Origin of the sequence: Cupriavidus sp. L7L (assembly GCF_004353535.1) — a bacterium.
Taxonomy (GTDB): domain Bacteria; phylum Pseudomonadota; class Gammaproteobacteria; order Burkholderiales; family Burkholderiaceae; genus Cupriavidus; species Cupriavidus oxalaticus_A.
Genome location: NZ_SMNY01000009.1, coordinates 343312 through 357183, shown reverse-complemented (window position 1 = coordinate 357183; position 13872 = coordinate 343312). Strand labels below are relative to the sequence as shown.

The 13872-nt window shown below is 67.7% G+C and carries 13 protein-coding genes; 6 read left to right on the top strand and 7 right to left on the bottom strand.

Translation table 11 applies throughout. The features are described 5' to 3' along the window. Positions 1-28: 28 nt before the first annotated feature. From E1J61_RS09575 to E1J61_RS09550, 6 genes are all read left to right on the top strand, one after another. Positions 29-1282 (top strand): flavin-dependent oxidoreductase, encoded by a 1254-nt coding sequence (locus E1J61_RS09575; protein WP_133093827.1) that lies wholly within the window; start codon positions 29-31, stop codon positions 1280-1282. A 52-nt stretch (positions 1283-1334) separates the two neighbouring features. Further along, complete coding sequence (locus tag E1J61_RS09570; protein WP_133093826.1) at positions 1335-2504, top strand: ABC transporter substrate-binding protein; 1170 nt, start codon at positions 1335-1337, stop codon at positions 2502-2504. After that, positions 2501-3121, top strand: a complete 621-nt coding sequence (locus E1J61_RS09565; RefSeq protein ID WP_133093825.1) for a MarR family winged helix-turn-helix transcriptional regulator — start codon at positions 2501-2503, stop codon at positions 3119-3121. The genes E1J61_RS09570 and E1J61_RS09565 overlap by 4 nt, the downstream gene beginning before the upstream one ends. Before the next feature lie 44 nt (positions 3122-3165). Then, on the top strand, positions 3166-4791 hold the full coding sequence (gene dacB, locus E1J61_RS09560; RefSeq protein WP_133093824.1) for a D-alanyl-D-alanine carboxypeptidase/D-alanyl-D-alanine-endopeptidase: 1626 nt from the start codon (positions 3166-3168) through the stop codon (positions 4789-4791). Positions 4792-4982: 191 nt separating this feature from the next. Continuing rightward, complete coding sequence (locus tag E1J61_RS09555) at positions 4983-5798, top strand: AzlC family ABC transporter permease (protein WP_133093823.1); 816 nt, start codon at positions 4983-4985, stop codon at positions 5796-5798. Beyond that, the gene (locus tag E1J61_RS09550) at positions 5795-6118 is read left to right on the top strand and encodes an AzlD domain-containing protein (protein WP_133093822.1); all 324 of its coding nucleotides are present in this window, start codon (positions 5795-5797) and stop codon (positions 6116-6118) included. Before E1J61_RS09555 ends, E1J61_RS09550 begins: the two co-directional genes overlap by 4 nt. 36 nt (positions 6119-6154) lie before the next feature. Here the strand turns inward: E1J61_RS09550 and E1J61_RS09545 are convergent, their stop codons facing one another. From E1J61_RS09545 to E1J61_RS09515, 7 genes are all read right to left on the bottom strand, one after another. Next, positions 6155-7144: an L-threonylcarbamoyladenylate synthase gene (locus E1J61_RS09545; protein WP_133093821.1), complete on the bottom strand. Its 990-nt coding sequence runs from the start codon at positions 7142-7144 to the stop codon at positions 6155-6157. A gap of 13 nt (positions 7145-7157) precedes the next feature. Next, entirely contained in the window at positions 7158-8402 is a 1245-nt protein-coding gene (locus tag E1J61_RS09540) for a 5-(carboxyamino)imidazole ribonucleotide synthase (protein WP_133093820.1), read from the bottom strand. A 41-nt stretch (positions 8403-8443) separates the two neighbouring features. Continuing rightward, positions 8444-8941: a 5-(carboxyamino)imidazole ribonucleotide mutase gene (gene purE / locus E1J61_RS09535; protein ID WP_133093819.1), complete on the bottom strand. Its 498-nt coding sequence runs from the start codon at positions 8939-8941 to the stop codon at positions 8444-8446. A gap of 85 nt (positions 8942-9026) precedes the next feature. Next, entirely contained in the window at positions 9027-9935 is a 909-nt protein-coding gene (locus E1J61_RS09530; protein WP_133093818.1) for a phosphoribosylaminoimidazolesuccinocarboxamide synthase, read from the bottom strand. A 104-nt stretch (positions 9936-10039) separates the two neighbouring features. After that, on the bottom strand, positions 10040-11104 hold the full coding sequence (fba, locus tag E1J61_RS09525) for a class II fructose-bisphosphate aldolase (protein WP_133093817.1): 1065 nt from the start codon (positions 11102-11104) through the stop codon (positions 10040-10042). Positions 11105-11154: 50 nt separating this feature from the next. Next, positions 11155-12591: a pyruvate kinase gene (gene pyk / locus E1J61_RS09520; protein WP_133093816.1), complete on the bottom strand. Its 1437-nt coding sequence runs from the start codon at positions 12589-12591 to the stop codon at positions 11155-11157. Positions 12592-12650: 59 nt separating this feature from the next. Further along, positions 12651-13847 (bottom strand): phosphoglycerate kinase, encoded by a 1197-nt coding sequence (locus E1J61_RS09515; protein ID WP_133093815.1) that lies wholly within the window; start codon positions 13845-13847, stop codon positions 12651-12653. Positions 13848-13872 lie beyond the last annotated feature (25 nt).

Sequence of the window (13872 nt, the reverse complement as noted above, 5' to 3'; positions counted from 1 at the left end):
AGCTGCGCGCCGCAAGCGGGGAGACAACATGAAGATCGCAATCGCCGGCGGCGGCATCGGCGGGCTGACGCTGGCGCTGCTGTGCCACCGCCACGGCATCGACGCCGAAGTCTGGGAAGCCAGCGAATCGCTGCGCCCGCTGGGCGTGGGCATCAACCTGCTGCCGCACGCGGTACGCATCCTGTCCGAGCTCGGCCTGCGCGACGCGCTGGCCGAGCTTGCGATCGAGACCTCGTCGCTCTCCTACTACAACAAGCTGGGCCAGCGCATCTGGCACGAACCGCGCGGGCTGGCGGCGGGCTACGACTGGCCGCAGTTCTCGATCCATCGCGGCGAGTTCCAGATGCTGCTGCATCGCACCGTGGTCGAGCGGCTGGGTGCCGATGCGGTCCACACCGGGCATGCGTTCGAGACCGTGCTCGATACCGGCGCACGCGGGCCGGCGCGTTTCGTGCTGCGCCGCCGCGGCGATGGCGCCGAGGTGGAAGCCAGCGCCGACGTGCTGGTCGGCGCCGATGGCATCCACTCCGCGGTGCGCCACCACTTCTACGCCACCGGCGATGCACCGCGCTTCTCGCGCCGCATGCTGTGGCGCGCGGTCACAGAGGCGCCCGCCTACCTCGACGGAAGCTCGATGTTCATGGCCGGCCACCAGGACCAGAAGTTCGTCGCCTATCCCATCTCCGAGCCGCTGCGCCGGCAGGGTCGCTCGCTGGTCAACTGGATCGCAGAGTTGCGTGTGCCCGACAGCGTGCCTGACACGCCGCCGCGCAGCGACTGGAACAAGCAGGTCGACAAGTCGGTGTTCCGCGCGCAGTTTGCCGGCTGGCAGTGGGACTGGATCGACATTCCCGCGCTGATCGATGGTGCGGCGGCGATCTACGAATTCCCGATGGTCGACAAGGACCCGCTGCCGCGCTGGACCTTCGACCGCGTCACGCTGCTCGGCGATGCCGCACACCCGATGTACCCGATCGGCTCGAACGGCAGCGCGCAGGCGATCCTGGATGCGCGCTACCTCGTCGACAGCCTGCTGGGCACGCAAGATACGCCTTACGCGCTGCGCGAATACGAGGCCGAGCGCCTGCCGCGCACCGCGGGCATCGTGCTGCGCAACCGCATGAACGGGCCGGAGCAGGTGATGCAGCTGGCGGAGGAACGCGCGCCGCAGGGGTTCAACGATATCGGGCAGGTGATCCCACGCGCCGAGCTGGAGGCGATTTCGCTGCGGTACAAGCAGCTGGCGGGGTTCGACCGGCAGTCGATGCAGGGCGGGCGATAGCGTCGCGGTCCGCCAGGCCACAACCAAGAATAAACCATCAAGAGGAGACAACATGGCGCCCCTGAACCTCACCCCGATCACCCGGCTCACCCGCCTCACCCACCTGACGCTGGCCGCCGCCCTCGCTTTCGCCGCCAACGCCGCACTGGCCGACATCACCGTCGGCGTCAGCCTGTCGACGACGGGGCCGTCCGCTTCGCTCGGCATCCCGCAGAAGAACTCGATGCCGTACCTGCCGCAGAAGATCGGCGGCGAGGCCGTCCGCTACATCGTGCTGGACGATGCCTCCGATCCCACCCAGGGCGCCAAGGTCGCGCGCCGCTTCGTCTCCGAAGACAAGGTCGACATCATCCTCGGCTCATCCGCGGTCGCCCCGTCGATCGCCATTGCCGAGGTCGCCGAGGAAAGCCAGACCGTCCAGCTTGCCTTCTCGCCGATCGAGCTCAAGCCCGGCCGGGGCGCCTGGACCTTCCGGCTGGCGCAGCCGGTGCGGCTGATGGCCAACGCCGTCGCCGCCACCGCCAAGACCAGAGGCGTCAAGACCATCGGCTTTATCGGCTTTGCCGACGCCTATGGCGAGACCTGGCTGAAGGATTTCACCGCCGCCGCCACCGCCAACGGCCTGCGCCTGATCGCCACCGAACGCTATGGCCGCGCCGATACCAGCGTGACCGCGCAGGCCATCAAGCTGATCGCCGCCAAGCCCGACGCCATCCTGATCGCCGGCGCCGGCACCGGTGCGGCGCTGCCGCATACCACGCTGCGCGAGCGCGGCTACGGCGGCGCCATCTACCAGACCCACGGCGCCGCCACCAAGGACCTGATCCGCATCGGCGGACGCCTGGTCAATGGCGCGATCCTGCCGGCGGGCCCGGTGATCGTGCCGGAGCAGCTGCCAGCCGGCGATCCGGTGCGCAAGCCGGGACTCGACTACGTCACCCGCTACGAGAAGCAATATGGCGCCGAATCGCGCACGCAGTTCGGCGCGCATGCCTACGATGCCGGACTGGTGCTGGAGCGGATCGTGCCGGTGGCGCTAAAAAGCGCCAAACCGGGAACGCCGGCCTTCCGCCAGGCGCTGCGCCAGGCGCTGGAGAGCGAAAAGGACATCGTGGTGTCGCACGGCGTGCTCAATTACAGTGGGCAAGACCACTATGGCTTTGACCAGCGCGGCCGCGTTATGCTGACAATCGACAACGGCAACTGGAAACTACTGCAATGATCCCTAACGCATCCAGTGCATCCAGTGCATCCAGTGCATCCAGTGCATCCGGTGCACCCGACGCACCCGCCGCGGCAGGCAAGACTGGCCGCTCGCACACCGCCAGCGCGCGGCGCAAGCCGCGCGAGCCGCTTGCGCCGGATCCGGCGGTGGCCGACGCCGGCTTCGATCCGCATGTGCCCAATATCGACTATGGCGTGCTCGACAGCCTGATCGGCTACGCCATCCGCCGCGCGCAGATCCGCATCTACGAGGATTTCGTGCTGTCGCTGTCGCAATGGCAGATCACCCCGCCGCGCTTCTCGGCGCTGGTGATCATCTCGCGCAATCCGCACCTGAAGCTGACCGAGCTGGCGCGCATCCTGGGCATCGCGCGGTCGGGTGCGGTGCTGCTGGTCGATGCGCTGGAAGAGATGAATCTGGTCGCGCGCCGCCCGGCGGCGGGCGACCGGCGCGCCTACAGCCTGGTGCTGACGCCGTCGGGCCGCAAGACGCTGGACGCTGCCACCCGCGCGGTGGTCGAGCATGACGCGCATGTGGGCAGCGCGCTGTCCGACAGCGACCAGGCCACGCTGAAATCGCTGCTGTCCCGGCTGGCGCCGCCGCGCGCGGGCTGAGCGCCACGCTGCTGTCATCCGGCAGGCGCTTGCCATGCGTTAACATGGCCGCCATGCCAAGAACAACCGCCACGCGTACCGCATCGCGAACTGGCGCGCTGCTGCGCCGCCTGTCGCCTCTTCTTGCCGCCGCCTTGCTGATGGCAGGTGGGCCCGTCATCGCGCCGGCGCTGGCCAGGCCGCCGGCCAAGGTACAGAAATCCCAGAAGGTCCAGAAAAGCGCGAAAGCACAGAAGGACCAGATTGCCGGCAAGGCGGCAAAGGCCACGCCTTCCGCCGATGCCGGCCTGGTGCGGGCCGGCGTGCCGGCGCAAGTGGCCGCGGCCCTGCGCCGCGCCGGCGTGCCGGCTTCGGCCGCGAGCTTCTACGTAGTCAAGCTGGGCGCACCCAGCGCGCGCACCAGCTGGAACGCGCAGCAGCCGATGAATCCGGCCTCGACCATGAAGCTGGTCACGACCTTCGCCGGCCTGCAGCTGCTGGGACCCGACTACCGCTGGCAGACCGCGCTCTACGCCGACGCGCAGCCCGGCTTCGACGGCACCGTCAACGGCAATGTCTACCTGCGGGGCCGCGGCGATCCCAAGCTGGTGCCGGAGGAAATGGCCAAGCTGGTCGCCAGCGCCCGCGCCGGCGGCGCCACCGCCATCAACGGCGACCTCGTGCTGGACCGCAGCTACTTTGCCGATGGCCTGGACGGCAACGGCACCATCGACGGCGAAGTGCAGCGCGCCTACAACGTCGGCCCCGATGCCCTGCTCTATGCCTTCAAGACGCTGTCGTTCACGCTGACGCCGGATCCCGTCACGCAGACGGTGGCGGTCAGCGTCACGCCGGAGCTGGCGCAACTCAAGCTCGACAACCAGCTGGCGTTGACCAACGGCCGCTGCGGCGACTGGCAAAGCCGCGCCACCCCCAGCGTGCAGCCGCAGGCCGACGGCACCGTGCTGGCATCGTTCGCCGGTGACTATTCGAGCGACTGCGGCGAGCACGTGCTCAATATCGCCACGCTGTCGCACGCGGAATTCACCTGGGGCGGCTTTGTCGCCGAATGGCAGCGCGCCGGCGGGCGTTTTACCCGCCTGCCCGCGTTGCGCAGCGGCAAGGTGCCGCGCGGCGCGGTGCTGCTGGCGCGCCACTATGGCCTGCCGCTGTCCGACATCGTGCGCGACATCAACAAGTTCTCCAACAACGTGATGGCGCGCCAGCTGTTCCTGACCATCGGCGCCGAGCTTGACCGCGGCGGCCCGGCCAGCCCCGAGCGCTCGATCCGCGTGGTGCGGCGCTGGCTCGCGAAGCAGGGGCTGGACATGCCCGGGCTGGTGCTGGACAACGGCTCCGGACTGTCGCGCGAGGAACGCATCAGCGCCTACGACATGGCGCGCCTGCTGCAGCAGGCGGCGGCCAGCAGCGTGGGCCCGGCGCTGGTCGATTCGCTGCCGGTGCTGGGCGTCGACGGCACGCTGCGCAACCGGATGACCGGCGCCAATGCGGCCGGCAGCGGCTACCTCAAGACCGGCACGCTGGCCGACGTGCGTGCGCTGGCCGGCTATGTCGACGCGGAAGACGGCAGCCGCTACGTGCTGGTGAGCATGATCAACCACCCCAACGCCTCGCAGGCGCGGGAGGCGCACGACGCGCTGATGCAGTGGGTGTATCGCGGCGCGCCCTGAGATTGCGCCGGCATCGGCGGATCGGCCACCCCGCGTGGCCTGCCGCCAACGCCGGCGCGGCATTTTGTTAAGCGCCCACTTACCAGGATGCGTTCCGACCCTATAATGCCAGGGTGCCGGCCGCGTCCTGCGGCGGCAGCTTTCCGGGCCAGCCCCCGGCGCCGGACCTGCATTGCCCCCTTTCCTCTGACATGACTTCCAGACAACCCTCGGTGTGGTTGCGCTTCTGGTATCGCTTCGCACCCGCCGAACGCGACGGCTTCATGGCCGGCGTGCGCCGCTTTGCCCCCTCCCTTCCCGCGGTGTTTTCCTGGGGGCTGGTGACCGGCGTGGCGATGAGCAAGTCGGTGCTGACCGTGCCCGAAGCCATCGGCATGTCGCTGCTGGTCTATGCCGGCTCGGCGCAGCTGGCGGTGCTGCCGTTGTTCGCCGCCGGGCTGCCGCTGTGGACCATCTGGCTGACCGCGGCCATGGTGAACCTGCGCTTCGTCATCTTCAGCGCCGCGATGCAGCCGCACTTCAGCTACCTGACACTGGCGCGGCGCACGGTGCTGGGGTTCTTCAACGGCGACCTGCACTTCGTCTACTTCCTGCAGAAGTATTCGACGCCGGGCTATGAGCCTGGCAAGGAAGGCTACTTCTGGGGCATGGCGCTGACCAACTTTGCGATGTGGCAGGTGTCGTCGATCCTCGGCATCGTGCTGGCGAGCCTGTTTCCGGACAGCTGGGGGCTGGGGCTGGCGGGCACGATGGCGCTGATCCCGGTGATGATCGCCACCATCAATTCGCGCTCGGCGCTGATGGCTGTGGTGATTTCGGCGGTGTTGGCGTTGTTGTGCTTTGACCTGCCGTACCGGCTCGGGCTGGTGGTGGCGGTGGTCGGTGCGATTGCTGCGGGCATGGCGACCGATGAACTGGCGGCGCGGCCTACGCTGCGGGGTATCCGCAAGCGCAAGTCCCCGCCGATTGGCAATGCGGCTGACGCACCGCCAGGAGACCGCGCATGAGCCATGCCGAGATCTGGATCGCGCTGGTTGGCATGGCGGTGGTTACGGTGCTGACGCGCGCGTTGTTCCTGATGGCCGGCGAGCACGTGTCGGTGCCTGACCGCATCCAGCGGGCCCTGCGTTATGCGCCCGCAGCGGCGCTGGCGGCGATCATCCTGCCGGACCTGATGACCTGGCAGGGGCATTTCACCGTGGCGCTGTCGAACTACAAGCTGGTGGCAGGGGTGGTGGCCACCGCGTTCTACCTGCTGACGCGGCGGATGGTGGGGATGATTGCTGTGGGGATGGCGATTTATACGGTGTTGCGGTTGTTGGGTTGAGGACTGGCGCATTGGAAATGCCAGCCGGAACCCGCTTCAGCCACCAAACGCCGCAGCCGCCCGCTCCAGCCGATCCCGCACCCCGGCCCAATCCTGCCCTTCAGGCAACGTCTCGAACACCAGCTGCGAATAGCCCTGCTTGTCGAGCTTGCGCAACAACCGATACAGCTCCTGCGCATACGCCGCAGCATCCGCGGGCGCCTGCACCCAGGTGCAGCGCTGATCCGCCAGCGGCGCTCGTCCCACCCAGGCCACACGCGCAGCCGCAGGCAGAGCGGCAAGCCGCGCGGCAGCCGCCTGCGCATCCGCCAGCAACAAGGGCGTGTGCGGAGCGTAGTGCGCCTTCAGGGTGCCTGATGCGCGTGGCGCGGCAGCATCGGGCGGCATCGGCGCTTCGCCCAGCACCTGCGCCAGCATTCCGACCGTGATGGCACCGGGACGCAACAGGACCGGCCCGACGCCGGCGTCCAGGCGCGACAGATCGACGATGGTCGATTCGATCCCGACCTCGACCCCATCGCCTTCCAGCACATAGACCGCGTCGCCGAACTCTTCGCGCACATGCTGCGCGGTGGTCGGGCTGACCTGCCCGAACTTGTTTGCCGAAGGCGCCGCAATACCGCCGCGACCGCGCTTGAAGCGCGCCAGCAGCGCCTGCGCCACCGGATGCGACGGGCAGCGCAAGCCGATGCTGTCCTGCCCGCCCGCCACCGCGGCATCGATATGCGAAGCGCGCTTCAGGATCAGCGTCAGCGGCCCCGGCCAGAACGCATCGATCAGCTTCTGCGCGGCTTCCGGAACCTCGTCGGTCCAGTAGCTGATATCGGCGCCGTCGACCACATGCACGATCACCGGGTGGTTGGACGGCCGTCCCTTCAGCGCGAAGATGCGGCCGACCGCCTCGGGATTCTCGGCATCGGCGCCCAGCCCGTAGACCGTCTCGGTCGGGAAAGCGACCAGTTGCCCCGCCTCGAGCAGGCGGACGGCTTCATCGAGTTCAGCAGCCGTGGGCGTGCGCGGCGACATCGTGTTCCTTGCGTCAGAGCGGGATATGCAGTGCCTGCGCGGCGGCGGTAAAGGCAGCGTCGGCTGCCTCGGCATGCTCGCCGATGCAGTTGACGTGGCCCATCTTGCGCGACGGGCGCGCATCGTTCTTGCCGTACAGGTGCAGCTTGGCGCCCGGCTGCGCCACCACCTCGTCCCACGCGGGGGTGCGTTCCAGCCCGAACTCGAACCACACATCGCCCAGCAGGTTCAGCATCTTGCCTGCCGAGTGCTGGCGCGTGCTGCCCAGCGGCAGGCGGGCCATGGCGCGCACCTGCTGCTCGAACTGGCTGGTCTCGCACGCATCCATGGTGATGTGGCCCGAGTTGTGCGGGCGCGGCGCCATTTCGTTGGCGACCAGCGAACCGTCGGTCAGCACGAAGAACTCGATGCACAGCACGCCGACATAGCCCATTTCCGTGGCGATGGCGGCAGCCGCGGCACGGGCGCGGTCGGCGATCTCGTGCGAGACGCTGGTCGACGGCATTTGCGTCGAGAACAGGATGCCGTCGCGGTGCACGTTTTCGGCCAGCGGCCAGGTCGCGGTGGAACCGTCCGCGGCGCGCGCGGCCAGTACCGAGACTTCATAGGCCAGCGGCAGCATCCGTTCCAGCACGCACGGCACGTGCTGCATCGCCTTCCATGCGGCACGCACGTCGTCGCGCGTCTTCACGCGGGCCTGGCCCTTGCCGTCGTAGCCCATGCGCGCGGTCTTGAGGATGCCGGGCAGCACGTGGTCGGGCAGCTGGTCGACATCGGCGTCGTGCTGGATCACCCAGTGCGGGGCCGTCGGCACGCCGGTGCGCTCGGCGCAGGCGGCAAAGAACTTCTTCTCGCCGATGCGGTTCTGCGCGATCGAGACGCAGTAGCCGCGCGGCGCGACAAACGAACCCAGTTGCTCCAGGCGGTCCAGCGACAGCGACGGCACGTTCTCGAACTCGGTGCTCACCGCCTGGCACAGCTTGGCCATCTCGGCCAGCGCGGCCTCGTCGGTGTACTGGGCGCAGATATGCTTGTCGGCCACCGCGCCCGCCGGGCTGTCCTGGTCGGGATCGAGCACGCATACGCGATAGCCCATCGCCTGCGCCGCATGCGTGAACATGCGGCCGAGCTGGCCGCCGCCCAGCATGCCCAGCCACGCGCCGGGCAGGATGGGCGCGTCGGGACGGTCGACGCCGAATTCGGCGCGCGATTCCGGCGTGTGGGCTTCGGAGAGGTAGGGATGGATATCGGTCGGCATTGCTCGGTTCCGTGTGGGTCCGGAGAATTACAGCGGCAGCATTACAGCGGCAAAGTCATGGCGCGCGCGGCTTCGGTCTGCTTCGCGCGGAAGGCTTCCAGCGCGTCGGCCAGCGCGTCGTCGGCGGTCGCCAGCGTGGCGATGGCATGCAGCGCGGCATTGGCGGCGCCCGCTTCACCGATGGCGAAGGTGGCGACCGGCACGCCCTTGGGCATCTGCACGATCGACAGCAGCGAATCCTCGCCGCGCAGGTACTTCGACGGCACGGGCACGCCGAACACCGGCACGATGGTCTTGGCGGCGATCATGCCCGGCAGGTGCGCGGCACCGCCGGCGCCGGCGATGATGGCGCGGATGCCGCGGCTGCGCGCGGTCTCGGCATAGCGGAACATGTCGTCGGCCATGCGGTGCGCGGACACCACCTGGGCTTCGAACGGCACGCCGAAATCCTTCAGCATGGCCACCGCGTGCTGCATCACGTCCCAGTCGGAACTGCTGCCCATCACGACGCCGACCAGCGGCTTGTCTTGCTTGCTCACGTTTGATCCTTGCTTGTTTGCTCCCCTCTCCCGCTTGCGGGAGGGGGGAACACCATTGGCTTTTGAAAAGCCGGTGGCAACGAAATTACTTCAGCTCTTCGCCCGTCAGGCGCGTCAGCGCCTCACGATACTTCGCCGCGGTCTTCTCGATCACGTCATCCGGCAGCTGCGGCGCCGGCGCGGTCTTGGGCCACGGCTTGCCGTCGATGCGCACCGCTTCCAGCCAGTCGCGCACGAACTGCTTGTCGAACGACGGCGGGTTGGTGCCCACCTGGTACGAATCGGCCGGCCAGAAGCGCGACGAATCGGCGGTCAGCACTTCGTCCATCAGCGTCAGCACGCCGTTGTCGTCCAGGCCGAACTCGAACTTGGTGTCGGCGATGATGATGCCGCGCGTGGCGGCAAATTCGGCCGCTTCCTTGTACAGGCGGATCGAGATCTCGCGCATCTGGCGCGCCAGCGCGATGCCGATGCGGGCCTCGACCTCGGCGAACGAGATGTTCTCGTCGTGCTCGCCCATCTCGGCCTTGGCGGCCGGGGTGAAGATCGGCTCGGGCAGCTTCTGCGAATTCTGCAGGCCGGCCGGCAGCGCGATGCCGCACACCTTGCCGGTGGCCTGGTAGTCCTTCCAGCCGCTGCCGGCGAGGTAGCCGCGCACCACGGCTTCGACCAGGATCGGCTTCAGGCGCTTGACCACCACGGCGCGGCCCTTGACCTGCTCCACTTCCTCCGGCGCGACCACGGTTTCGGGCGCGATGCCGGTCTCATGGTTCGGCACGATGTGCGCCAGCTTCTTGAACCAGAAGTCGGCCATCTGGTTCAGCACGCGGCCCTTGTCGGGGATCGGCTCGCCCATGATGACGTCGAACGCCGACAGGCGGTCGGTGGTGACGATCAGCAGCTTGTCATTGCCGACGGCGTAGTTGTCGCGCACCTTGCCGTGGCCCAGCAGCGGCAGCGAGTTGATGGAGGACTGGTAGAGAGCGTTGGACATGATGGTTCCGATAAAACGGCGAAGCCGCCGGGCGCAACATGCGTGCCGCGGCGGCCGGAACTGCGATCCGCCTTCCACTTGCGCGGAAGGCGGACACGGGACAATTACTGCACGACCTGCGCCAGCTTGCCCGACTTGTACTGCTGCGCGACGTCGACCAGCGTGACCGGCTTGATCTTGCTGGCCTGGCCTTCGCAGCCGAAAGCGATGTAGCGCGCCTTGCACACTTGCTTGGCGGCTTCGCGGGCCGGCTTCAGGTATTCGCGCGGGTCGAACTTGCTCGGGTTCTCGACAAAGAAGCGACGGATCGCGCCGGTCATGGCCAGGCGGATGTCGGTATCGATGTTGATCTTGCGCACGCCATACTTGATGGCTTCCTGGATTTCCTCGACCGGCACGCCGTAGGTTTCCTTCATGTCGCCGCCGAACTTGCGGATTTCTTCCAGCAGTTCTTGCGGAACGGACGACGAGCCGTGCATCACCAGGTGGGTGTTGGGGATGCGGGCGTGGATTTCCTTGATGCGGCTGATCGCCAGGATGTCGCCGGTGGGCTTGCGGGTGAACTTGTAAGCGCCGTGCGAGGTGCCGATGGCGATGGCCAGTGCGTCCAGCTGGGTGGCCTTGACGAAGTCGGCGGCCTGCTCCGGATCGGTCAGCAGCATGGAGTGGTCCAGCACGCCTTCGGCGCCGATGCCGTCTTCTTCGCCGGCCTCACCGGTTTCCAGCGAGCCCAGGCAGCCCAGTTCGCCTTCCACGGTCACGCCGACGGCGTGGGCCAGTGCCACCACCTTGCGGGTGACGTCGATGTTGTAGTCGTACTCGGCCGGGGTCTTGCCGTCTTCGCGCAGCGAGCCGTCCATCATCACCGACGAGAAGCCCAGGTCGATCGCGCCCTGGCAGATCGCCGGCGACTGGCCGTGGTCCTGGTGCATCACCACCGGAATATGGGGATAAGCCTCAACCGCGGCTTCGATCAGGTGGCGCAGGAAATGCTCGCCGGCGTATTTGCGGGCGCCGGCCGAGGCTTGCATGATCACCGGAGCGTTGACCTCGTCGGCCGCCTGCATGATGGCCTGCACTTGCTCGAGGTTGTTCACGTTGAAGGCCGGCAGGCCGTAGCTGTTCTCGGCTGCGTGGTCCAGCAGCTGGCGCATCGAAACGAGTGGCATGTCTAACTCCTAAATAAAAATGGGATGTCTCTGTATTTTTCTGTCGGCGCTCAATGCCCCACCCTGACGATCTTCAGGGTGTTGGTTCCGCCCGGCTGCCCCATCGGCTCGCCGATGGTCAGCACGATGAAATCGCCGCGCTGCACCACGCCCTGCGCCAGCAGCAGCTCTTCGGCCTGCTCCAGCGCGGTGTCGCGGTCGGCGCTGGATTGCAGCGGCAGCGGCACCACGTTGCGGTACAGCTGCATCTTGCGCTGCGAGGCCAGGTTGGGCGTCATGGCGTAGATCGGCACATGGATGCGGTGACGGCTCATCCACAGTGCGGTGGCGCCGGAATCGGTCAGCGCGGCAATCGCCTTCACCTGCAAATGATAGGCGGTGAACAGCGCACCCATCGCCACCGACTGGTCGATGCGCGAGAAGGTCTGGTTCAGGAAGTCGGTGTCGAGCTGCACCACCTCGGACTTCTCGGCCTCGATGCAGACCGCGGCCATGGCCTCGACGGTCTCGACCGGGTAGCGCCCGGCGGCGGTCTCGGCCGACAGCATCACCGCGTCGGTGCCGTCCAGCACGGCGTTGGCCACGTCCGACACTTCGGCGCGCGTCGGCACCGGGTTGACGATCATGCTTTCCATCATCTGCGTCGCGGTGATGGTGAGCTTGTTGGCTTCGCGCGCCAGCTTGATCATGCGCTTCTGCAGCGCGGGCACGGCGGCGTTGCCGACTTCAACGGCGAGGTCGCCGCGCGCCACCATGATGCCGTCGGACGCCTGCAGGATTTCTTCCAGCACGCCCGGGTGGATGGCCTCGGCGCGCTCGATCTTGGCGATCATGCGGGCCTTGTGGCCGTGCGGCTGGCCGGCCACGGCGGCCAGCTGGCGCGCCATTTCCATGTCGGTCGCGTTCTTGGGGAAGCTGACCGCGACGTAATCCGCGCCCAAGGCCATGGCGGTCTTGATGTCGTCCATGTCCTTGGCCGTCAATGCCGGCGCCGACAGGCCGCCACCCTGGCGGTTGATGCCCTTGTTGTTGGACAAATCACCGCCGATGCGCACGGTGGTAAAGATCTCGGTGCCCAGCACCCGGTCCACCACCAGCACGATCAGGCCGTCGTTGAGCAGCAGCAGGTCGCCCGGGCCGACATCGCGCGGCAGGTCCTGGTAGTCCAGGCCGACGCGTTCTTCGTTGCCGAGCTGGCAGGCGGAATCGAGGACAAAGGGGTCGCCCGGCTTGAGCGTGATCTTGCCATGCTCGAACTTGCCGACGCGGATCTTGGGGCCCTGCAGGTCGGCCATGATCGCGACTTCGCGGCCGCACGCCTGCGCGGCCTCGCGCACCAGGCGTGCGCGGTCGATATGGTCCTGCGCGCTGCCGTGCGAGAAATTCAGCCGCACCACGTCGACCCCCGCGGCAATCATGCGCGTCAGGATCTCCAGCGAGCTGGAAGCGGGGCCGATGGTGGCGACGATCTTGGTGGAACGGGTCATGCGCGGGTTTCCTTGGTGAAGGACGGGGGCCCGGCACGGCGCCAGGCCCGGCGGATGCTTCAGCCTGCTGCGCGCTGTTCCAGCACTTCAAAGGCGGGCAGCTTCTTGCCTTCCAGGAATTCCAGGAACGCGCCGCCGCCGGTGGAGATGTAGCCCACGCGGTCGGCAATGCCGTACTTGGCGATGGCGGCCAGCGTGTCGCCGCCGCCGGCGATCGAGAAGGCCTTGGATTCGGCGATGGCCTGCGCCAGCACCTTGGTGCCGTTGCCGAACTGGTCGAATTCGAACACGCCCACCGGGCCGTTCCAGACGATGGTACCGGCGGCCTTCAACTGCCCGGCCAGCAACGCGGCGGTTTGGGGGCCGATGTCCAGGATCATGTCGTCGTCGGCCACATCCTTCACATCCTTGACGGTGGCCGCGGCGGTCGCGCTGAATTCCTTGGCGCAGACCACGTCGACGGGAATGGGCACCGAGGCGCCGCGCCTGGCCATGATATCGATGATGGCCCTGGCATCGCCGACCAGGTCGGCTTCGGCCAGCGACTTGCCGATCTTCAGGCCGGCGGCCAGCATGAAGGTGTTGGCGATGCCGCCGCCGACGACCAGGTTGTCGACCTTGTCGGCCAGCGACTTCAGGATGGTCAGCTTGGTCGAAACCTTGGAGCCGGCCACGATCGCCACCAGCGGACGCGCCGGCTGGCCCAGCGCCTTGCCCAGCGCGTCGATCTCGGCGGCCAGCAGCGGGCCGGCACAGGCGATCGGGGCATACCTGGCGATGCCATGGGTGGTGGCCTCGGCGCGGTGCGCGGTGCCGAAGGCGTCGTTTACATACACGTCACAGAGCTTGGCCATCTTCTGGGCCAGCTCGTCGCTGTTCTTCTTCTCGCCCTTGTTCACGCGGCAGTTTTCCAGCAGCACCACCTGGCCGGGCGCGACCTCGACGCCGTCGACCCAGTTCTGCACCAGCTTGACCGGCTTGCCCAGCAGCTCGGACAGGCGCGTGGCGATCGGCGCCAGCGAGTCTTCCGGCTTGAACTCGCCTTCGGTCGGGCGGCCCAGGTGAGAGGTGACCATCACCGCTGCGCCGGCGGCCAGGCAGGCCTCGATCGCGGGCACCGAGGCGCGGATGCGGGTGTCCTCGGTGATATTGCCGGCGTCGTCCTGCGGCACGTTCAGGTCGGCGCGGATGAACACCCGCTTGCCGGAGATTTTGCCTTGGGAAATCAGATCGGAAAGACGCAGGACAGTGGTCATGACGGTGAAAGGCGCGAGATTTCGC